The following is a 20,824-nucleotide window of genomic DNA, read 5'->3' on the forward strand; positions in this document are numbered from 1 at the left end:
TGCCCGAAACATCTGTGATACTCTTGTCATACGCATCCATTGCGCACGGGAGGGATCAGATGGCTTTGAACAGGCGAACAGTTGTTCAACTGGGAACGGCAGCAACGGTTGGGACGATGCTGCCGCGGCTGGCCCTTTCGGCATCCGGCCAGAATGACGGGTTTGAACGGGAATTTGCTGAAACCTTGGACCGGCTGAAAGCGACCTTCTCCGAACTTGGCTTTTCCGAAACCCCGCCGCAGCCAATTGCGACGGGGGCTGACGACTATAACGGCGGGCTGCGCCACGATTTCGATCAATCCGCCCTGCCGTCAGGTGACTTTGTCATCCAGCCGCTGGCACGGGTGGGTGATGTCGATGAAAAATCGCGCGCCGATGTGCTGCCGCTGTTTCACGAGGTCGGCTGCCACCCCGCAGGTGCCGATGGTCAGACCACGACCCGTCTGATGATGCGCATTCTGACCGAGGAATTTGACCTCGACCCGTCGCGCATCGCCTTTGTCAGCGTGCCGCAATCCAGTGACATGCGCGAGGTGCTGGACCAGATGGGCCTGCCCTTCGCCGACAAAGTCCTGCTGCGAGACGAGGCCGAGGCGCTGGCCGCCCGCGATGCCTCGGGCTTTTTCTTCCCCGATCCGTTTGGCGACGCCTATATCGTGACGATGGGCGTGTATTACCGCGTGGGCGACACGGACGAAGCTGCGCCCGCTGCGTATCCGCCATCCGCGAATTGGACCGAGATCGGCGAGATCATCATCGGAGGGGAGGCCGCGCCCCTGGGAATCTCCATCGGGGCCGAACGCCTGACCTATGCCCGGACCGGGCAATATCCAACATGGGATCAGCGGCTGGGCGCGTTGTTTGCGCAAGCGGAACTGGAGGGCGCGGAACCGCCCGGCCTGTCCGCGTTCCGCTAGGGCGGCCTATAGCCCCAGCACATCCACCATGTCATATTGGCCGGGGGCCTTGCCCTGCCCCCACAGCGCCGCCTTCAGCGCGCCACGGGCAAATATGGCGCGGTCGCTGGCCAGATGGCGCAGCACGATACGTTCACCCGGCGCGGCAAACAGCACGTCATGCTCACCCACGATGTCGCCACCACGAATGGCATGGAACCCGATATCGCCCCGCTTGCGCACGCCGGTGATGCCGTCGCGGCCCCGGTCGGACACATCCTCCAGCCTTACACCGCGCCCTTCGGCGGCGGCTTCACCCAGCATCAGCGCAGTGCCGGATGGCGCGTCGACCTTGTGATGGTGATGCCCTTCGATCACTTCGATGTCGAAATCCTCATCCAGCGCGGCGGCGACCTTTTTGGTCAGCTGCACCAGCAGGTTGACGCCAAGGCTCATGTTGCCCGCCCGCACGATCACCGCGTGACGCGAAGCCGGTTCCAGCGCCGCGATTTGTTCATCCGTCATGCCGGTGGTGCCGATCACATGCACGCAACGCGCCTGCGCGGCCAGCGCGGCAAATTCCAGCGTCGCCTCGGGGGCGGTGAAATCAATCACCGCCTGCGCCTGCGCGAAGGCTTCCAGCGGGTCGTCGGTCACGGTCACGCCCAGTGTGGCACCGCCCATCGCCTCTCCCACATCGCGGCCAATCCAGTCATGGCCCTTGCGTTCAATCACACCAACCAGACGCGCCTGATCGCTGTCGGTCACGGTCTTGATCAGCATCTGCCCCATACGGCCCGAAGCCCCTGTGATGACGATCCCCGGAATATGGGTCATAGCGCTGGTCCTTTTCGCATTGATTGGCTCGTGGTCGGCTCAAAGCCTCCTACCCCGTTCGCGCCCGCTTGGCAAAGCCCCGCTTTGCCCTTAGATCGGGGGGTATGGCAAAGAACAAATTCCACGATGGCCCCGGCCCGTCCCAAAGACAGCTGCGTGTTGGCGAACTGATCCGCCGCACCCTGTCCGAAGTTCTGGCACGCGGAGATGTCCACGACCCCGACCTGAACCGCATGTCGATCACCGTAGGTGAGGTGCGCACTTCACCCGATCTGAAGATCGCCACCGCCTATGTGCTGCCCCTGGGCGGCAAAGGGCAGGAAAACGTGATCGAACTGCTGGCCCGCAACAAGCACGAGCTGCGGCGTATGGTTGGCAAGAAGGTCGGTTTGAAATTCTCACCCGATCTGCGGTTCCGTCTGGACGACACGTTCGACCGATTGGACGACACCCGCCGCATGTTCGACCAGGACGCGGTGCGCCGCGATCTGGACGAGTGATCCGCACGCTTGTCATTCTGGGTGCGGTCTTCTGGGCTGCGCAGGCTTCGGCTGTCACCTGTGAAAAGGTGACTCATGAGGACAAGCGTTATTCCGTCTGTACGGTGGATGCGGCGTCGGAAGATCTGCGCCTGTTTCTGAACGATGAAAACGGCGATCTGCTGGGGCATTTCTCATCCGTGAACGAGGCGCTGGCCCCCGGTGGCAAGCGGCTAGCCTTTGGAATGAACGCGGGCATGTATCACGACGACCGGTCCCCCGTCGGCCATTATGTCGAAGACGGTCAGGAACAGATGCGCGTGATCCCGAACGCAGGCCCCGGCAATTTCGGCCTGTTGCCCAATGGCGTCTTTTGCATCCGCGACGGCCGCGCCGATGTGTTCGAAACGCTGGATTACGTCGATCAGGCCCCCGATTGCCGCTTTGCCAGCCAATCCGGCCCGATGCTGGTGATTGACGGAGAGCTGCATCCCCGCTTTCTGCCCGATTCGACCTCGCGCTATATTCGCAACGGCGTTGGCACCAGCGCCGACGGCACACGCGCGGTGTTTGCGATCTCGGACGATTACGTCACCTTTCACGAATTCGGCAGCCTGTTCCGCGATACGCTGGAGACGCCGAATGCGCTGTTCTTCGACGGCAACATCTCACGCATGTATGAACGGGCCAGCAACCGGTCTGATGTCGGCTTTTCGCTGGGGCCGATTGTGGGTGTGGTCGAAGACACACCCTGAAATTGACAGGGCACGTGTGATCCGTTAGGTCGCGCGCCTCAGCAAGATTCAAGGTGCAGAATGGGACGCAAACGCAAGGGCCGCGACATTTCCGGCTGGCTGGTGGTGGATAAGCCTGCGGGCATGACCTCAACCGCCGTTGTCAACAAGGTGCGTTGGGCGATGGACGCCAAGAAGGCGGGCCATGCCGGCACGCTGGACCCCGAGGCAACCGGCGTTCTGGCCGTGGCCTTGGGTGAGGCAACCAAGACCGTTCCCTATATCACCGACGCGCTGAAGGCCTATACCTTCACCGTACGGCTGGGCCAAGCCACCAACACCGACGATGCCGATGGCGAGGTGATTGCGCAAAGCGATGCACGCCCTTCGGATGAAGATATAAAACAGGCCCTGTCTCCGTTTGTTGGTGAGATCATGCAGGTGCCGCCCAAATTCTCGGCCGTGAAGATCGACGGCCAGCGCGCCTATAAACTGGCCCGCGATGGCGAAGATGTGGAACTGTCGGCCCGTCCGCTTTGGGTGGAGGAATTGGTTCTGGTTGACCGTCCCGATCCCGATCACGTCACCTTGGAAATGACCTGCGGCAAAGGCGGCTACGTGCGCTCGATTGCCCGTGATCTGGGCGAGGCACTGGGGTGCCACGGCCACGTCAGGGAGCTGCGCCGGATTTGGTCCGGCCCATTCGAGGCCGAAGATGGTCTGAGCATCGAACAAATCGACGAGATGGCCAAGACCACCGCGCTGGACGACTACTTGCACCCGCTGGAAACCGGCCTCACCGACCTGCCCGAGCTGAAATGCACCCCCGAGGGCGCCACCCGCCTGCGCAATGGCAACCCGGGCTTGGTATTGGCCTCGGACGTCGAATATGGCGACGAAGCCTGGGCCTCGCTGGATGGCAAGGCCGTGGCTGTGGGCGTCTATAAATCCGGTGAATTGCACCCCAGCCGGGTGTTCGTCACCTGACAGCCATGTTAGGCGATTGGGCATGATTACCCGTTCCCATACCAAGGGCGACGCGCCCTCGACCGCCATCTATTCGGATTGCGAGAAGTACCGCTATAGCCTGACCCGCATCTGGGACCCGGTCGGGCGCAAGGCGCTGTTTGTCATGTTGAATCCGTCCACCGCGACCGAGGTTCAGAACGATCCGACGGTGGAACGCTGCGAACGTCGCGCGCGTGCACTGGGGTTTGGCGCGTTTCGGGTCACCAATATCTTTGCCTGGCGCGACACTGATCCGCGCAAAATGCGCGCTGCCGCCGATCCGGTGGGGCCGGAAAACGACGCGGCGATTCTGTCGGGCGCCGACTGGGCCGATCAGGTCATTGCCGCCTGGGGCACCCACGGCGCGCATCTGGATCGCGGGCACGCAGTAGAGCGGCTGCTGCGCGGCACCGGGCAGCCATTGCTCCATCTGGGGCTGACCAAGGGCGGGCACCCGAAACATCCCCTTTACATCGCCTATACCCAACAACCCGAAACCTGGTGACAAAAGGTTAACCACAAGATCAGCTTGGCTTTGACCAAGTGGCTGATAGCATGAGACTTTACCCTCGGGGCAGCGTGTCCACGGAGGGTTCCCATGTTTCTGATCGGTTTGCTGAGCCTTGCCGCCGTCGGCGGTGCAGCCTACGCCATGAGCGATGCCTTTGTCTCGGATGAGGAGCCCGATGACGACGACGTCATTGACGATCAGCCCGATGACATCTCAAATGGAAATCTTCTGGACGCGGGTGAAAACGTCGATGAACCCGCCCCGACCGAGGTGCCTGACCCATCGACCGGCACCCTCATTTCCGAGTTCGAGGGCGATCTGGTCATCGCCGGAAGCGAGAACGAAGACCTGCTGACGGGGCAGGAAGGCAGCGATCAGATCAACGGGTATGGCGGTGACGACACGGTAATCGGCGGACAGGGCGACGACGTGCTGCACGGCGGCGAAGGCAACGATCTGCTGACCGGCGGGATGGGCGAGGACATCCTGCATGGCGAGGGCGGGGATGATCAAATTTCCGGGAATGACGGGAACGACACGCTGGCGGGTCACTTCGGTCAGGATCAACTGGACGGCGGCGGTGGCGACGATGAACTGTACGGGGGTCAGGACAGTGACACGCTGATCGGGGGCGATGGGGACGATGCGCTGCACGGCGGTTTTGGCGATGACCATCTGAACGGCGGTGCCGGTCAGGACGTTCTGTTCGGCGGCGACGGGGATGATGTCCTGACCGGCGAAGACGGCGAAGGCGAACAATCGGTGGATTTCCTGAACGGCGGCGAAGGGGACGACACGATTCTGGCGGACAGCGGCGATATCGTCACCGGCGGCGAAGGCGCGGATGATATCGCCATCGACCCCGATACTGATGATGAAGCCGTGACCGTAATGGATTTCCAACCCGGGCAGGACAAGCTGTTGATTTCCTGGGAAGGTCAGCCAGACCCCGATATCCAGATCGAGGTGGACGCCGAGAATGAAAATCTGACCCGCGTGTCGATCGACGGTCAGGACGTGGCGCATCTGCTGGGGGCTGACGGGATGACGCCCGACGACATTCAGTTGATTGCTGGGGCGGAATTGGCGCAACTAAGCGCGCTGGGCTGAACCCACAGAATCCCTTTGCCATTTACCGAAAATGCGCCTATACGCGCCCATCCGCATTGGAATCGGTGCGGTTTTCTCCATGGGCCTGTGCTGGACGACATCCCGGCCTGCGCCATTCACTCTAACCTTTTTAAAGGAGACCCCGATGTCGATTACTGCCGCTGAAAAAACACGCGTCATGAAAGAATTCGGCACCAAGGACGGCGACACCGGCTCGCCAGAAGTCCAGGTTGCCATCCTGACCTCGCGCATCACCACCCTGACCGAGCACTTCAAGACCCACAAGAAAGACAACCACGGTCGTCGCGGTCTGCTGAAGATGGTTGCCCAGCGTCGTAAGCTGCTGGACTATCTGAAAGGCAAAGAAGAAGCGCGTTACCAGGACCTGATCAAAAAGCTGGGCATCCGCCGCTAAGCGCGTTTGCACCGGGTTCCGGCCCTGGCTGAACGATCTGCACTTATTGAACGCCCGCCATTTCGGTGGGCGTTTTTTTGTCACCTTCCCGACCTCCGGATCGAACGTCAGGTAACGCCCCACCACCGCAGGGTCTGACGAAAGTGATGTCGTATCGCGGCTGTTGCCGCATCGGCATCAAGATTTTCAAGCGCGTCGATGATCGCAATATGCTCGTCCATGGCCGACACAATCCTGTCCTGAAGAAACGGGCGGACATTCTGGATGATGGCGATGCGGGTGCGGTTGGCCGCATAGGCCGCAGTCAGCAATGAGTTATCAAGGCCATCCGCCAGATAGTCATGCAGGGACTGATCAACCCCGATGGCTTTGGCAGGCAGGTTTTCTGCGGCTGCCACCTGCGTCGCGCCCCGCATCGCTTCGTGTTGCGTCCGCAGGGCATCCAGCCCGGACATCCCGCCTTTGGATATCCGTCGTCGGGCGCCTTCCTGATCCAGCGCCATCCGGCAATCCAGACATTCCCGTATGGTTTTGGGATTTGCCTCCATCACCTGTACGCCACGTTTGGGCATGGTGGTCACCAAACCCTGGGCACTGGCTTGCTTTACTGCGTCGCGGATGGACGCAATCGGATAATCAAGCAGAACGACAAGTTGCGACATAGACAGAAACTGACCCGCGCGCAACTGCCCGGAACGCAACGCAGCCCACAGCGCTTTTTGCGCCTTGTCTGCCAACAGATGAACGTCTTGCGCCTGCGTCATCGCCCCCTCCTTCGTCGTGTATTCAATGTTTTACCAATAAGGTTCTATTAGAAATTTTAGATAGTCTACCAAAAGATATTCTATCTAAGATGTTAGTTATAATTGAAGCGAGACGCAACACGTATTGCGACATCGGCCGCCTTCACCGGGCGGCATCAGGGAGGAACAGATGACGTCAACCGATCAACACCACGTGGCCCATGGTGGCACGTTGGACCCCAAGGGGCACAACACGCTGAACCCCGTCAGCCCAGATGAAAAAACCTGGGGCTGGTTCGCGATCTTCAACATCTGGGCAAACGACGTTCAGTCGTTGTTTGGATATTCGCTCGTCGCCTCGCTTTTCATTTCTTATGGCGTCGGCGGCTGGACTGCCTTTGCCGCCCTGATCACAGCCGGCCTGTTTGTCATGTGGATGGTGAACCTGTCCGGCGCGGCGGGCGAAAAATACGGCATCCCCTACCCGGTCTTTGCCCGCGCCAGCCTTGGCACCAAGGGCGCAAAGCTGCCTGCGATATTGCGCGCGACCGTGGCGGTTTTCTGGTACGGCGTTCAGGTCTATTTCGCCTCAACAGCATTGTCGCTGTTGATCCGGTCGATCACCGGTGCCGAAGGCGGGTCCGAGATCATGGGCCTGACCGGCATCGACTGGCTGTCCTTCGTGATCGTCTGGGCCTTTCACATCGTCATTTTCTGGCGCGGGATGAACTGGGTGGAAACCTTCCTGAATATCGCGGGCCCCTTTGTCTATCTGGTGATGATCGGCCTTGTCATCGTGCTGTGGCAGCGCTCGGACGGGCAGCTTCTTTCGGCAACCGCCACCATTTTTGCCAACCCCGAAGGAACATTCGCGACCGAGTTCAAGGGCTTTATCGCCATCGTCGGCACCATGGTGGCCTATTTCGCGGCGGTGATGATCAACTTCAGCGACTTCTCGCGCTATGCCAAGGACAAGCCGACCATGGTGCTTGGCAATCTTGCGGGATTGCCGCTCAACATGATCCTGTTTTCCGCGCTGGCGCTGCTGACCACCGGCGGGGCAGCCGTGGTCTTTGGTGAAGAGATCATCAACCCGACCGAGATCGTCGAGCGTACCGACAGCGTATTGCTGGGCATCATCGCGGCGATCACCTTCTTTGCCGCCACGGTGGGCATCAACCTGGTTGCCAACTTCATTCCGGCGGTGAACGGGATCGCCAACCTGAACCCCGAAAAGATGAGCTTTCGCAAGGCGGGCCTTATCACATCAGTCTTTGCGCTGGTGATTGGCGGGTTCTGGACCAGCGTCATCAGCCAGATCGGCATCGGCGGCTTTGTGAACACGCTGGGCGCGACGCTGGCCCCGATCTTCGGGATCATGATCGTCGACTACTACTGGCACCGGAAAGAGCAGCTGAACGAAGACGACCTGTATAACATGGAGGGCGGCGTCTATCACTATGACAACGGCTGGAACAACGCCGCGGTCAAGGCTTTCGTGATTGCCGCGATCTTCTCGGTCGCCACGGTCTGGGTGCCCTGGTTCGCATTCCTGTCAGGCTATGCCTGGGTCATCGGCGCGATCCTTGGCGGGCTGATCTACAATGCCTTCGCCAAGGACAACGTGAAGGTCTGAGGACAACCCTCGATCAGGATCTGTCCCCCCGACAGAGGAAAATGCCCACCTTTTGGTGGGCGTTTTTCGTTATCGCGTGGGTTTCCACAGGGGTGTTACGCGCCTATGCTCTCGTATCTGATTGGGCACCACACCTGTTGCGGTGCGGGACGGTGATGCCGTTGCTCAAGACAGAGAAACATTCTAGCAAGATCATCAGAAGTCAAAGCTGTGGAGAGGATAAGCTTGTGAGCGGGGCATCAATCGTCATTAGGCCGGCCGATGTCAATCAGACCGAATTGGTCGCAAAATTTGTCTTTGATTTGATAAACGAATTAGACTCGGGCAACGGCCCGGCCCTTCCTTAGAGAAGGTTACGGCTGACACTGAAACCGTCATAAGAAACGATCGCGTTTTTGGGCTACTATCCTATGAGAACGCGCGGCCGACGGGTTTGATCATGTTGAATGAATGCGCTGCCATCTATGCTGGTGGTGTCTTTGGTGAGATTTCTGAACTCTATGTATTACCGAAACTGCGGTCGCGTGGGACTGCTGGGGCATTGATCCAAGAAGCCGTTGATTTGGGCTGCTCACGAAAATGGAATCGTCTGGAAGTAGGCGCACCAAACCAGCCAGAGTGGAAGCGAACTTTTGATTTCTACATTCGGTCCGGTTTTGACGAGGTAGGCCCCCGGCTCCGCAAAATTCTTTAAGTTTTCTGATTTGCAGGGCGTCGCGACGCGGTCAGACCGGCCACCAACCACGCATCGACGATGGCCCGTCCGGGTCAATCACGCATGACTCTGATCTCTCTACAATCAACATAATCGCCCCACCCGGCAGCCCGTCAGATGATCCTGACGCACAGCGCAACCGACGATTTTATTCATTCCAAACCGGTCAAATCACCTTGGTTCGATGTGAATTTACTCGGCCCCGATCAATGCCATCTAACGCTGTATCGAAAGATGCGGTCAGGCGTGCAGAACAGCGCCCTGCCATGGTGATCAATCAGTATTCAGGAGAGTAAAATGCCAGCTAAACAAAATGTCTATCTCGATAAGATCGAGGATCGTGAAAAGGGCGCGAACGTCAGCGAGACCTTCATTGCCGAACCCAATGGCGTGAAGGGCGAAGAATTGAAAATCGACGATTTTCAGGTTGGCGACGATGTCATCGACCTCAGCGCCTATGGCATTACGTCGATCGAGCAGCTGACCGGTGGCGACTCGGTCATTCGTGTCGAGCCGGCGGATAATGGTCAGGTGCGGATCGAACTGCCGGATCAGGACACGCTGGTCATCAGCGGCACCGACCTGACCCCGCTGGGCGACGGTGGTGTCGATGAGCTGCGCAGCACGGACTTTGTTTTCGCCGATGTACCCGCACTGGTCACGGTTGGTGAAAACGACAACGCGGTCGGCGTTGACGGTGTGGCAGAGGTTTTTGTGCTGAGTGACGAGGTCAACGGCGTTGATTTCCGCGGCACCATCAGCAACTTCAACCCCGATGAGGATATCATCGACTTTTCCAACGTGGGGCTGACCCGTGACGCGTTTGAGACAGGCCTTGGCGTGTTCGACTTCACCGAGTTCAGCCAGCCGGGGCAGGATGATTTCGCCTCGTTGGTTCAATTCGAGGGCGGTGCCGATGGGTTGGGCTATGTCGTGGTGAATTCGGATAATGCCCTGCCGGACACCGAGGATTTCATCTTTGCGTAAGCTGATCCTGTAGATAGGGGTTTTGGCCTCAGCTACAGAAAAACGCCCGCCAACCGGCGGGCGTTTCCTTTTTCATACAGCACAGTTTACATCTTTGAACGTTCTGATTTCAGCGCCAGCCACAGGCAATAGCACATGACCAGAACCACCAGCGTAAACGGAATGCCGGTCGACACGGCCGCGCCTTGCAACGCAGCAAGCCCGCCACCCAGCAGCAGTGCGATGGCGACCAGCCCTTCCAGCGTGCACCAGAACACTCGCTGCACCACTGGCGCGTCCATCTTGCCGCCCGCCGTAATCGTGTCGATCACCAGCGAACCGGAATCCGACGAGGTGACAAAGAACACCACGATCAGCACCAGCGCGATGGGGGCAACGATGCCGTATAGCGGCAGTTCTTTCAGGAAGCCGAACAGCGCGCCTTCGGGGGCGTAGCTGTCGATCACCGTGGCGCGGACGCCCTCGGCCCCGCCTGCGTTCAGCATGTCGATGGCCGCGCCACCAAATGTCGACATCCATAAGGCACAGACCGCAGTGGGCGCCAGCAGGGCGCAAATGATGAACTCACGCACCGTGCGACCGCGCGAGATACGGGCAATGAACATGCCCACGAAAGGTGACCACGCGATCCACCACGCCCAGTAGAAGGTCGTCCAGCCATGGAAATAGCTGGTATCTTCGCGCCCGAACGGGTTCGAAAGTGCGGGCAGGTGCAGCACGTAATCCGTCATCACGTTGAAATACCGCGAGATGGCTGCGCCGACGCCGGTGACCACGACAACAAATATGAACAGGCCCACGGCCATGATCATGTTGATCTCACTCAGCCGTTTGACGCCTGCATCCATGCCCATCAGGACCGAGCCCAGCGCGATCAGGGTAATGCCGATGATCAGCAAGACCGTGACAGTCGGGCTGGGTTCAATACCAAACACTTCGTTCAACCCCGCCGCAACTTGCTGCGCGCCCAGACCCAACGAAGTTGTCAGGCCGAACAGCGTGGCAAAGACTGCCAGCGTATCGATCATATGACCCCACCAGCCCCAGACACGCTCGCCCAGGATCGGGTAGAACGCAGACCGCAGGGTCAGCGGCAGGCCAAGGTTATAGCTGAAGATCGCCAGGCTCAGGCCCACGGCGGCGTAAACTGCCCAGCCCTCAAGCCCCCAATGGTGAATGGTGCCAACGATACCGGCATATTCATTGCCTGGCACCGCGATATCTATGCCCAGTGGTACCGCGTTGCCGTCTTCGGCAAAGTTGTAATAGACCGGCTCCATCACGCCAAAGAACAACAGCCCGATGCCGATCCCCGCCGCGAACATCATCGCGATCCAGCCAGCATAGGAATAGTCGGGCGTGGCGTCCTTGCCGCCGATCCGTACGCTGCCGACCGGCAGGATGATCAGTACCAGACAGAACAGGGTGATCGCATCAACGGATAGAACCAGAAACCAGTCAAACGTACTGGTCAGCCATGGCCGGAGCCAGCCGAACAGCGCAGCGGCCCCTTCCTGGTTCGCAAGCGCGATCAGGACAAACGCAAAGATCAGGATACTTGAGATCAGAAAGACCGGGTTGTGAATGTCCAGACCGAATGGCCGGACGTTGTCTTGCCCAAGCTCGTATTCGGTCTCAAAATCATAAATCCGGGGATCCGGATCCAGCATTTTCTTTGTTTCAGCCATTCGACTGCCCCCCGTTCACCAGGTGCAAACGCCAAGGTTTTCGGTCCGCTGACGGATATGAGTGTTCCACCCCCTTGGCGCGTTTCCGTCCTTTGGACCGCGGGTTCAGTGGTAACATCTTACACGGACATCAAAATTTCACAAAACATATTCGATTTCAATTATGTTAGCGACAGACAGAACAAGCGGCGCGCCCTGTGCGACGCGCAAGGCAGATCAGGACCGGCGCGCGATAGATACGTTCTGGCGGCAGTTGCAAAAGCGGGCGGCTTAGAACCGCCCGACCGGTTCGGTTTCCCTTTCCTTTGAACCAATTCTCATGTATGCGCGCAACATCTGAGACGTTGTGCCCTGACCCCGGCACTCAGACCGAAGGTAAAATGGGGTCGGCGGCAATGGGGCCGCCATGCAAACGGGAGACCCGCAGGGGCGGGAGTGCTCCCTTCTAGGATACGCAAATGTTTGATGTAACGAAGAAATCTATTCAGTGGGGCGAAGAGACGCTGACACTGGAAACCGGCAAGGTTGCCCGTCAGGCCGACGGCAGCGTGATTGCCACGCTGGGTGAAACCAGCGTCATGGCAAACGTGACCTTTGCCCGCGCCCAAAAGCCCGGTCAGGACTTTTTCCCGCTGACCGTGCACTATCAGGAAAAATACTATGCCGCCGGTAAGGTTCCGGGTGGCTTCTTCAAGCGCGAGGCGCGCCCGACCGAGAAAGAGACGCTGACCGCGCGTCTGATCGACCGTCCGATCCGCCCGCTGTTCGTTGACGGCTTCAAAAACGAAGTTCTGGTGATGTGCACCGTGCTGTCCCACGACCTGGTCAACGACCCCGACATGGTTGCGATGATTGCCGCCTCGGCCGCGCTGACCCTGTCTGGCGCACCGTTCATGGGCCCGATCGCCGGTTGCCGCGTTGGTTTCGAAGATGGCGATTACATCCTGAACCCGACCGTCGACGACATGCAGGACCTGCGCCTGAACCCCGAACAGCGTCTGGATCTGGTTGTTGCCGGCACCAAAGACGCCGTGATGATGGTTGAATCCGAAGCGTATGAGCTGTCCGAGGCCGAAATGCTGGGTGCGGTCAAATTCGCGCACGAGCAGATTCAGCCGGTTATCGATCTGATCATCGCACTGGCCGAAGACGCCGCGAAAGAGCCGTTCGACTTCCAGGCGCCCGACTATTCGGAACTGTCCGCCGCTGTCAAAGCTGCCGGTGAAGAGCAAATGCGCGCTGCATTCGCAATCACCGACAAGCAAGAGCGCACCGCCGCTGTTGCCGCTGCCCGTGCCGCGATCAAAGAAGCACTGACCGAAGAACAGCTGGAAGACGGCAACCTCGGTTCCGCGATGAAGAAGCTGGAAGCTGGCATTCTGCGCGGCGACGTCGTCAAAGGCGGCAAGCGGATCGACGGTCGTTCGACCACCGATATCCGTGGGATCGTAGCGGAAACCTCGATGCTGCCGCGTACGCACGGTTCGGCCCTGTTCACCCGTGGTGAAACACAGGCGCTGGCGGTGACCACGCTGGGCACCGGCGACGATGAACAGTTCATCGACGCGCTGCACGGCAACTTCAAATCGAACTTCCTGCTGCACTACAACTTCCCCCCCTATTCGGTTGGCGAAGTTGGCCGCGTTGGTGGCCCGGGCCGTCGTGAAATCGGCCACGGCAAGCTGGCATGGCGCGCCCTGCAGGCGGTTCTGCCTGCGGCGACCGACTTCCCCTACACGATCCGCATCGTGTCGGAGATCACTGAATCCAACGGCTCGTCCTCGATGGCGTCGGTCTGCGGCGGTTCGCTGTCGATGATGGATGCGGGCGTTCCGCTGAAATCGGCTGTTGCCGGTGTGGCCATGGGTCTGATCCTGGAAGAAGACGGCGAATACGCCATCCTGTCGGATATTCTGGGTGACGAAGATCACCTGGGTGACATGGACTTCAAGGTTGCGGGGACTGAGAACGGCATCACCTCGCTGCAGATGGACATCAAGGTTGCGGGCATCACGCCCGAGATCATGGAGAAAGCCCTGGCGCAAGCCAAGGACGGCCGGATGCACATCCTGAGCGAGATGGGCAAAGCCCTGTCCGAGACCAACGAATTCTCGGTCCACGCGCCTCGCATCGAAACCATGAACATCCCCACCGACAAGATCCGTGAAGTGATCGGCTCGGGCGGTAAGGTCATCCGCGAGATCGTGGAAACCTCGGGTGCCAAGGTCGACATCAACGACGACGGTGTGATCAAGATCGCCTCGCCCGATGGTGAATCGATCCAAAAGGCCTATGACATGATCTATTCGATCGTGGCTGAGCCGGAAGAAGGTCAGGTTTACATCGGTAAGGTCGTGAAGATCGTCGACTTCGGCGCTTTCGTGAACTTCTTTGGCAAGCGCGACGGTCTGGTGCACGTGTCCCAGATCGAAAACCGCCGCCTGAACCACCCTTCGGATGTTCTGAAGGAAGGTCAGGAAGTAAAGGTCAAGCTGCTGGGCTTTGATGACCGCGGCAAGGTCCGCCTGTCGATGAAAGTCGTCGATCAGGAAACCGGCGAAGAGATCGTTCCCGAGAAAAAAGAAAAGAAAGAGGAAGGCGCAGAGTAATCTGCCCTACCCTTTAGAAAACGCGAAAGACCCCGGTTTTTACCGGGGTCTTTTGTTTCGTGCTGCATTGAAAGTGGCAGGCACCGCTAATGCGCCACCCCGGACGGCCCGTGTTTCAGAACATGCCACTGACCGTAGCTGTCGTTCAGATCCAGCTTGATCGCCGCATTCGCCTGGGTCGAGGCGCTGCCGACTTCGGCCACCGAAAACTCGATACCGCCGGGAATTTCGATCCGCACCCGGTGTTCCCCACCTCCGTGCGGTGCTTCAATCGGACGCCCGGTCGAGGTCAGGACATCGCCCACCGTAACCTTCGCCTTGCGCCCGTCGATATCAATGTCAAAGTCTATGGGTAGGTACAGCGTTTCATGCACGGTTTTGCACATCGCCCGGAATACGAACCAATGGGTCGCCATTTCCTCGGTTTCCTCACCGTGAAAGACCTTTTCCAGCGCGTCACGCTGGGCTTGGCTTGCGCTGGGATCGACGATCACCTGCATCTCGCCGCCGCCTTCAAAAATCGGGCCCGGCCAGGCATAGATCAGCGCAGCTCTGGTGCCGCTCAGGTCCGTGTCGCCAAAATATCCCTTGCCGATTTCCAACACCTCGAACCCGCGGCAATGCCCATGGGTCGGCAACTCTTCGAATTGGCAGGGGCAGGCATACCCGCAATTGCAGTTCCCGAAGCTTTCTCCTTCGACGTACCAATCTGTAAATGCCATCGTCTTCTCCTGTAACGTACAGTCTGAAATCCCGATGTGTCCGTGGCGTGCCTGTAGGAAATACTGCCACGCCTACCCTAGCACGGTTCGCAGGAATCCAGAACTGCCCCGGAATCCGCCCTGCATCCCATAGGGTTAATATTCCGCTGAATCAGCACCTTGGGCAGTTGTTCGAAACATTCGAATCTATTCGCTCACACACCCCCAAATACCTGTGAATTGAAGTGAAGGCCGCGCGCCTTCCCTTTGAGGCTGCATTTCCCACATGTGCGACAGGAACCATAATGGAACAAAGGACATGGACATGGTAACGCGCCTCATTCTCGCCTCGGCGGCCCTGACGGTCAGTGCATCCGCGCTGGCAGCACAGAGCCTGACGGACGGCATCTATCTTCAGGGCTTCGCCGGTTACAGCCAACTTCAGGACAGCGACTTCAGCGGAACAGTCAACGGTTCAAATCAATCCGTCGATACGGATTTCGATGGCGGCTATGGGCTGGGTATCGCGGTCGGCACCGAAATTCCGCAATGGTCCAACGACGTGATTGGCACACGGATCGAACTGGAACTGTCCTATCGTGACAACGATGTGGATGGCGTGAACTTTTCGGGCAACGGGCCAGGGGCCGAGGGCAATGTGTCCGGCGACGTAAAGCAGACATCGCTGTTTGCCAACGTTCTGGTCGACTTCAAGCAAACCGGCGCATTTACGCCGTATGTCGGCCTTGGCCTAGGTGCCACCTATTCGGATCTGGATTTTTCTTACGGCCCGGGCGTCGAACTGGATGACACCGACACGACTTTTGCCGCCCAGATCATCGCCGGTGTGGCATATGACGTCAACGAAAACGTCGCGCTGACGCTGGACACCCGCTATGCACGCGCCTTCGACGTCTCGTCCGACCGCCTTGCCCCCAACGGCGCATCCACTGGCTCGGTCGAAGACGACATCGATGCCTTCAGCGTCAATTTCGGCCTGCGCTACGGCTTCTGATAACACAGGGGGAAGTGTTTCTCTCCGGTTTCTCTTCCCCCGCATGTTCCCGTGTTCTATGCACGGGGACATGCGATCCTTTATCATTCATATGTCCTCAAGCACAGCGCGCAGACCCAATGCCGACAAACTGTGCGCTGATCTTCCCAACGCCGAACTTTTTGAGGCCGTGAACGGGCGCGATCCTGAACAAATCGCAGGGGTGCAACTGCATCCGGGCAACCTGCACCGCCCGCAGTATCCCTTTCCTCTGCGCCCGGCTGAAATCGGTGTATTCGAAAGCCACCGCCGCATCTGGCGCAAGCTGGTAGACGACGAAATCGACCTGGCCATCATCACCGAGGACGATCTGCGCATTGACCCCGCCCGCATGGCCAAAGTGCTGGACATGCTGGCCCCAATCGCCACGCCCGACCATTACATCCGTATCCCGGTGAAACAGCGAGAGGTGCCGACCCAAACTCTGGCCGAAGGCGACGGTCTGCGCCTGATCCTACCCAAGGTGATCGGCCTGCAATGTGTGTGTCAGATGGTGGGACGACGCGCGGCCGAACGTCTGTTGGCTGCAACCGACCAGATCGACCGCCCGGTGGACACCTTCATGCAAATGCACTGGCTGACCGATCAGCCCATCCATGCGCTACTCGGCAGTGGCAACCAAGAGGTCGCCGGCGAAATCGGCGGCTCGACCATCCAAACCAAACCGCCATTGTCAGACAAGCTGACCCGCGAATTCAAACGCGCAGCTTATCGGGCAAGGCTGCACTTGCACCCCCAACGCCCGCCTGCTTCATCTGGCTGAAAATATCCTCGGGGGGAATCGCGCCCACAGGCGCGATGGGGGGCAGACAGCCCCCCTTTGCCCCGTTCACATCACGAGGGCGCTTTGGTCTTGCGCAGATAGGGAAATATCGTCTCGAACTCGCCGAACTTCTCTTTTGCTTCTTCGTTGGAAACTGCAGGCGGAATGATCACATCCTCGCCCGGCACCCAGTTCGCAGGTGTCGCAACGCCTTTGGCCGACATCTGCAACCCGTCCAGCGCGCGCAGAATCTCGGCAAAGTTCCGGCCAACGGTCATCGGATAGGTCATCGACAGTTTCAACTGCTTGTCCGGCCCGATGATGAACACCGACCGCACCGTGGCGCTGTCGGCAGGGGTGCGCCCATCGGGCAGATAGGCCTCGGCCGGCAGCATGTCGAACGCCTTGGATACGGCAAGCCCATCATCGGCGATGATCGGGAAGCCGGGGCTGGCGTTGCCATAAGCCTCGATGTCTTTTTTCCATTTCTTATGGTCCTCGACACCATCGACAGACACACCCAGAACCTTGGTGTTACGGGCGGCCCATTCGTCATTCAACTGGGCAACGGCCGAAAATTCGGTGGTGCAGACAGGGGTGAAATCCTTGGGGTGCGAAAACAGGATGGCCCAGCTGTCGCCGATCCAATCATGAAATTGAATCGTGCCCTGATCCGTTTCTGCCGTGAAATTCGGAACCGTATCGTTGATGCGCAAGCCCATAGTGAATCTCCTATCCTGTGAAAAACCCGAGTCGGTTGCCGTAAACCTAAACACTTTGTGCAATTGTTAAACCGTCTATGGGCGTGAAATAATTTGATCAAATTTTTCCTTGCCCCGCCTCTGGACCGATGACAGACTGCGCGCGGACACATCGGTTTCAGGTTACAGGATCACGAGGATACGCCATGATCGAAAAACGCGAATTCTATATTAATGGCCAGTGGATTGCCCCTTCGGCACCCAATGATTTCAATGTCATCAACCCCTCGACCGAGGACCCCTGCGCAGTAATCTCGCTGGGGGCGCAGGCCGATACCGATGCCGCCGTGGCTGCTGCCAAAGCTGCCCAACCCGGCTGGATGGCCACCCCGGTTGAAGAGCGCATCGCGCTGGTCGAAAAGCTGGTCGAGATTTATCAGTCCCGGTCCGAGGATCTGGCGCAGGCGATGTCGCTTGAGATGGGCGCGCCACTGGATCTGTCGCGCACTGCACAAGCAGGCGCGGGTATTTATCATCTGATGAACTTCATCCGGGCGGCAAAAGAATTCCGCTTCGAACGCCCGCTGGGTGATCACGCCCCCAATGACCGGATCATCTATGAAGCCGTGGGCGTGGCCGCGCTGATCACGCCGTGGAATTGGCCGATGAACCAGATCACGCTCAAGGTCGGTGCTGCCGCGATTGCGGGCTGCACCATGGTTCTGAAACCGTCCGAGCAAAGCCCGCTGAACGCGATGATCTTCGCCGAGATGATGGATGAGGCAGGCTTTCCGCCCGGCGTCTTCAATCTGGTGAACGGCGATGGCGTGGGCGTGGGCTCGCAACTGTCGGGGCATCCGGATGTGGATATGGTCAGCTTTACCGGCTCGACCCGCGCCGGCACGGCGATTTCCAAAACCGCAGCGGATACGCTGAAAAAAGTACATCTGGAGCTGGGCGGCAAGGGCGCAAATGTGGTCTTTGCCGATGCCGATGAAAAGGCTGTCAAACGCGGCGTGCTGCATATGATGCAGAACACCGGCCAAAGCTGTAACGCCCCCAGCCGCATGTTGGTGCAGCGTCCGATCTATGATCAGGCCGTCGAAACCGCCGCCGAAGTGGCGGGCAAAGTTGCGGTCGGCAATGCGCTGGACGAGGGCCGCCATATCGGCCCGGTGGTGAACGAACTGCAATGGGGCAAGATTCAGGACCTGATCCAAAAGGGTATCGACGAAGGTGCGCGGCTGGTTGCGGGCGGCACCGGGCGGCCCGAGGGCCTGAACAAGGGTTACTACGTGCGCCCCACCGTGTTTGCCGATGCCAACAACCAGATGACAATCGCGCGCGAAGAGATCTTTGGCCCCGTCCTGACCATGATCCCCTTCGACACCGAGGATGAGGCCATCGAGATCGCCAATGACACGCCTTATGGTCTGACCAACTATGTTCAGACCCAGGACGGCGACCGCGCCAACCGCATGGCGCGCGCACTGCGTTCGGGCATGGTGGAAATGAACGGCCAGTCCCGCAGCGCAGGTGCGCCCTTTGGCGGCATGAAACAATCCGGCAACGGGCGCGAAGGCGGCGTCTGGGGCCTGGAGGATTTTCTGGAGGTCAAAGCCGTCGGAGGTTGGGCGGCAGAGTAACCCTGTCGTCAGCTTAAGTGAGCAGAGCGAGGCGCAATCCTGTGCCTCGCTCTTTTCTTATGCCGGGCGCACCACCAGCTGCGGTTCACCATCCGACGTGTGCCGGGTGGACCGGCCGTCCCAGCCAACCTCGCCCGTGACCCGTTGCCGAAAGGCCGAGAAACTGTCGAATTGCACCACATCGACAGGCTTGTCGAAATGCAGGGTGACACGGCGATGCGCGCCATCGCCCAACAGGGTCATACCGCGAATTTCCGCAGTGAACGGCTGACCCAGGTAGGCCCCTTCGACCCGGTCACCCACACGCAGGCGCATCCGGTTTCCCGCCATCGCGTGCAAAGTATTCCAATCCTTCACACCGTGCTGATGCGCAAGCAGTTCCAGCGCCGCACTATGCGACAGCTGAACGCCTGCGTCGCGCAGCCTCTCTCGCAGGCGTTTCGCCTGCACTTTCAACTCCTCAACCGGAGCGATGTTTTCGGTATGTGCCATGTCTTGCCTCGTTTCCTTGAACGGGCGCGAAATCAGGATGGGGTTCGCATTGCCATCCGCGCGCCGGGAAAGGGCAACAGATGTGTTACGTCTCGGGTTTCACCAAAGCCAGAAGGCCGCGAACGGCAGGGGACCCGAACCTGCCGCAACTTTTGGCACCCGGTGGGCGGCGTGTCAATCAGGCGTCCGCCTGCGCCGCCTCATAGGCCAGCATGGCGCGTTTGACCGGCAGACCCCAATGGTACCCGCCCAACCCGCCGGATTTGCGCAGCGCGCGGTGGCAGGGGATCAGCCAGCTGACCGGGTTGCGGCCCACGGCTGTGCCCACGGCCCGGACCGCCTGCGGCGAGCCGACCCGCTGCGCGATCTCGGAATAGGTGGTGACCTGACCGGATGGGATATGCATTAGCGCCTCCCACACTTTGATCTGCAGGGGCGAGCCGATCAGATAAAGCGGTGTCGCCTCAAGCCGGTCGCTGGCCGAGCCAAAAGCGCTGAGCACCCAGGGCCGCAGGTGCATCGGGTCTTCGACAAAGGCGGCGTTGGGCCAGCGCGACAGCATATCCTCCATCGCCTCTTCCGCGCCGGATTCGGCACCGAAGGCCATGCCGCAGATGCCCTTGTCGGTGCCCATCACCAGCGCCGGGCCGAACGGGCTTTCGAACCAGCCCCAATAGATCGTCAGCCCCGCGCCCTTGCGGGCGTATTCGCCGGGGCTCATGGATTCCCATTTCAGGAACAGGTCGTGCAGGCGGCCACTGCCGGACAGGCCGACGTTATGGGCGGTTTCCAGGGTGGTGAACCGGTCGCGCAGCAGCGCCTTGGCATGGCCCAGCGTCAGATATTGCTGGTAGCGCTTGGGCGACACCCCGGTCCAGCGTGAGAACAGGCGCTGAAAATGGGCCGGGCTCATATCCATCTGGCGCGCTAGATCTTCCAGGCTGAGCGCCTCGCCGCCCTGATCAATCAGGTCGATGGCCCGGCGCATGACGTTGTAGTGATATCTGCTTTCGGGGGTCTGGACGTTCATCGGTCTCACCTCGCTTATCCTGGGTAAACCATAGCGCGCAGGTCACGCCCCCGCGACCCGGAACTTGCG

General features: G+C 59.5%; 21 protein-coding genes. 14 read left to right on the forward strand and 7 right to left on the reverse strand.

What is annotated here, in order from left to right:
- Positions 1-59 precede the first annotated feature (59 nt).
- On the forward strand, positions 60-917 hold the full coding sequence (locus JT51_RS13990; RefSeq protein ID WP_152563356.1) for a hypothetical protein: 858 nt from the start codon (positions 60-62) through the stop codon (positions 915-917).
- Positions 918-923: 6 nt separating this feature from the next.
- On the opposite strand, the gene dapB is transcribed toward JT51_RS13990, so the two are convergent.
- On the reverse strand, positions 924-1,733 hold the full coding sequence (gene dapB, locus JT51_RS13995) for a 4-hydroxy-tetrahydrodipicolinate reductase (protein WP_037313654.1): 810 nt from the start codon (positions 1,731-1,733) through the stop codon (positions 924-926).
- A gap of 104 nt (positions 1,734-1,837) precedes the next feature.
- On the opposite strand from dapB, the gene rbfA reads away from it, so the two are divergent.
- The 6 genes from rbfA (at position 1,838) to rpsO (ending at position 5,990) form a co-directional block, all read left to right on the forward strand.
- Positions 1,838-2,233: a 30S ribosome-binding factor RbfA gene (gene rbfA, locus JT51_RS14000; protein WP_037313657.1), complete on the forward strand. Its 396-nt coding sequence runs from the start codon at positions 1,838-1,840 to the stop codon at positions 2,231-2,233.
- A complete protein-coding gene (locus tag JT51_RS14005; protein ID WP_037313659.1) occupies positions 2,230-2,967 on the forward strand; it encodes a phosphodiester glycosidase family protein in 738 nt (245 codons plus the stop codon). Before rbfA ends, JT51_RS14005 begins: the two co-directional genes overlap by 4 nt.
- Positions 2,968-3,027: 60 nt before the next feature.
- Positions 3,028-3,933, forward strand: a complete 906-nt coding sequence (truB, locus tag JT51_RS14010; RefSeq protein ID WP_037313662.1) for a tRNA pseudouridine(55) synthase TruB — start codon at positions 3,028-3,030, stop codon at positions 3,931-3,933.
- Between the two features lie 22 nt (positions 3,934-3,955).
- Positions 3,956-4,459, forward strand: a complete 504-nt coding sequence (locus JT51_RS14015) for a DUF1643 domain-containing protein (protein ID WP_037313666.1) — start codon at positions 3,956-3,958, stop codon at positions 4,457-4,459.
- Positions 4,460-4,552: 93 nt separating this feature from the next.
- Positions 4,553-5,575 (forward strand): calcium-binding protein, encoded by a 1,023-nt coding sequence (locus JT51_RS14020; RefSeq protein ID WP_037313668.1) that lies wholly within the window; start codon positions 4,553-4,555, stop codon positions 5,573-5,575.
- Between the two features lie 145 nt (positions 5,576-5,720).
- Positions 5,721-5,990, forward strand: coding sequence for a 30S ribosomal protein S15 (rpsO, locus tag JT51_RS14025; RefSeq protein WP_037313670.1), 270 nt, complete (start codon positions 5,721-5,723; stop codon positions 5,988-5,990).
- A 107-nt stretch (positions 5,991-6,097) separates the two neighbouring features.
- On the opposite strand, the gene JT51_RS14030 is transcribed toward rpsO, so the two are convergent.
- On the reverse strand, positions 6,098-6,754 hold the full coding sequence (locus JT51_RS14030; protein WP_037313673.1) for a GntR family transcriptional regulator: 657 nt from the start codon (positions 6,752-6,754) through the stop codon (positions 6,098-6,100).
- Between the two features lie 169 nt (positions 6,755-6,923).
- Between JT51_RS14030 and JT51_RS14035 the strand changes: the two genes are divergently transcribed.
- The 3 genes from JT51_RS14035 to JT51_RS14045 all read left to right on the forward strand — a co-directional run bounded on the left by JT51_RS14035 (position 6,924) and on the right by JT51_RS14045 (position 10,071).
- A complete protein-coding gene (locus tag JT51_RS14035) occupies positions 6,924-8,369 on the forward strand; it encodes an NCS1 family nucleobase:cation symporter-1 (RefSeq protein WP_037313676.1) in 1,446 nt (481 codons plus the stop codon).
- A 433-nt stretch (positions 8,370-8,802) separates the two neighbouring features.
- A complete protein-coding gene (locus JT51_RS21525) occupies positions 8,803-9,063 on the forward strand; it encodes a GNAT family N-acetyltransferase (RefSeq protein WP_419177305.1) in 261 nt (86 codons plus the stop codon).
- Between the two features lie 318 nt (positions 9,064-9,381).
- On the forward strand, positions 9,382-10,071 hold the full coding sequence (locus tag JT51_RS14045; RefSeq protein ID WP_037313682.1) for a hypothetical protein: 690 nt from the start codon (positions 9,382-9,384) through the stop codon (positions 10,069-10,071).
- Positions 10,072-10,157: 86 nt separating this feature from the next.
- Here JT51_RS14045 and JT51_RS14050 read toward each other — a convergent pair whose 3' ends face one another.
- Positions 10,158-11,759, reverse strand: coding sequence for a BCCT family transporter (locus JT51_RS14050; protein ID WP_037313684.1), 1,602 nt, complete (start codon positions 11,757-11,759; stop codon positions 10,158-10,160).
- Positions 11,760-12,217: 458 nt separating this feature from the next.
- On the opposite strand from JT51_RS14050, the gene pnp reads away from it, so the two are divergent.
- A complete protein-coding gene (gene pnp / locus JT51_RS14055) occupies positions 12,218-14,368 on the forward strand; it encodes a polyribonucleotide nucleotidyltransferase (protein ID WP_037313687.1) in 2,151 nt (716 codons plus the stop codon).
- An 86-nt stretch (positions 14,369-14,454) separates the two neighbouring features.
- Here the strand turns inward: pnp and JT51_RS14060 are convergent, their stop codons facing one another.
- Entirely contained in the window at positions 14,455-15,090 is a 636-nt protein-coding gene (locus tag JT51_RS14060) for a DUF1326 domain-containing protein (RefSeq protein ID WP_037313690.1), read from the reverse strand.
- A gap of 304 nt (positions 15,091-15,394) precedes the next feature.
- On the opposite strand from JT51_RS14060, the gene JT51_RS14065 reads away from it, so the two are divergent.
- Positions 15,395-16,084 carry an outer membrane protein gene (locus JT51_RS14065; protein ID WP_160175190.1) on the forward strand — a complete coding sequence of 230 codons (690 nt, stop codon included), beginning with the start codon at positions 15,395-15,397 and terminating at the stop codon, positions 16,082-16,084.
- Positions 16,085-16,154: 70 nt separating this feature from the next.
- On the forward strand, positions 16,155-16,886 hold the full coding sequence (locus JT51_RS14070) for a glycosyltransferase family 25 protein (RefSeq protein ID WP_037314327.1): 732 nt from the start codon (positions 16,155-16,157) through the stop codon (positions 16,884-16,886).
- A 71-nt stretch (positions 16,887-16,957) separates the two neighbouring features.
- Here the strand turns inward: JT51_RS14070 and JT51_RS14075 are convergent, their stop codons facing one another.
- Positions 16,958-17,608 (reverse strand): peroxiredoxin, encoded by a 651-nt coding sequence (locus JT51_RS14075; protein ID WP_037313696.1) that lies wholly within the window; start codon positions 17,606-17,608, stop codon positions 16,958-16,960.
- Between the two features lie 185 nt (positions 17,609-17,793).
- On the opposite strand from JT51_RS14075, the gene JT51_RS14080 reads away from it, so the two are divergent.
- The gene (locus tag JT51_RS14080) at positions 17,794-19,233 is read left to right on the forward strand and encodes an aldehyde dehydrogenase family protein (RefSeq protein WP_037313700.1); all 1,440 of its coding nucleotides are present in this window, start codon (positions 17,794-17,796) and stop codon (positions 19,231-19,233) included.
- A gap of 57 nt (positions 19,234-19,290) precedes the next feature.
- Here the strand turns inward: JT51_RS14080 and JT51_RS14085 are convergent, their stop codons facing one another.
- Complete coding sequence (locus JT51_RS14085) at positions 19,291-19,725, reverse strand: glyoxalase superfamily protein (protein WP_037313704.1); 435 nt, start codon at positions 19,723-19,725, stop codon at positions 19,291-19,293.
- A gap of 178 nt (positions 19,726-19,903) precedes the next feature.
- Positions 19,904-20,755, reverse strand: a complete 852-nt coding sequence (locus JT51_RS14090) for a methylated-DNA--[protein]-cysteine S-methyltransferase (protein ID WP_037313709.1) — start codon at positions 20,753-20,755, stop codon at positions 19,904-19,906.
- Positions 20,756-20,824 lie beyond the last annotated feature (69 nt).

The organism is Ruegeria halocynthiae (genome assembly GCF_000743705.1).
Taxonomy (GTDB): domain Bacteria; phylum Pseudomonadota; class Alphaproteobacteria; order Rhodobacterales; family Rhodobacteraceae; genus Ruegeria; species Ruegeria halocynthiae_B.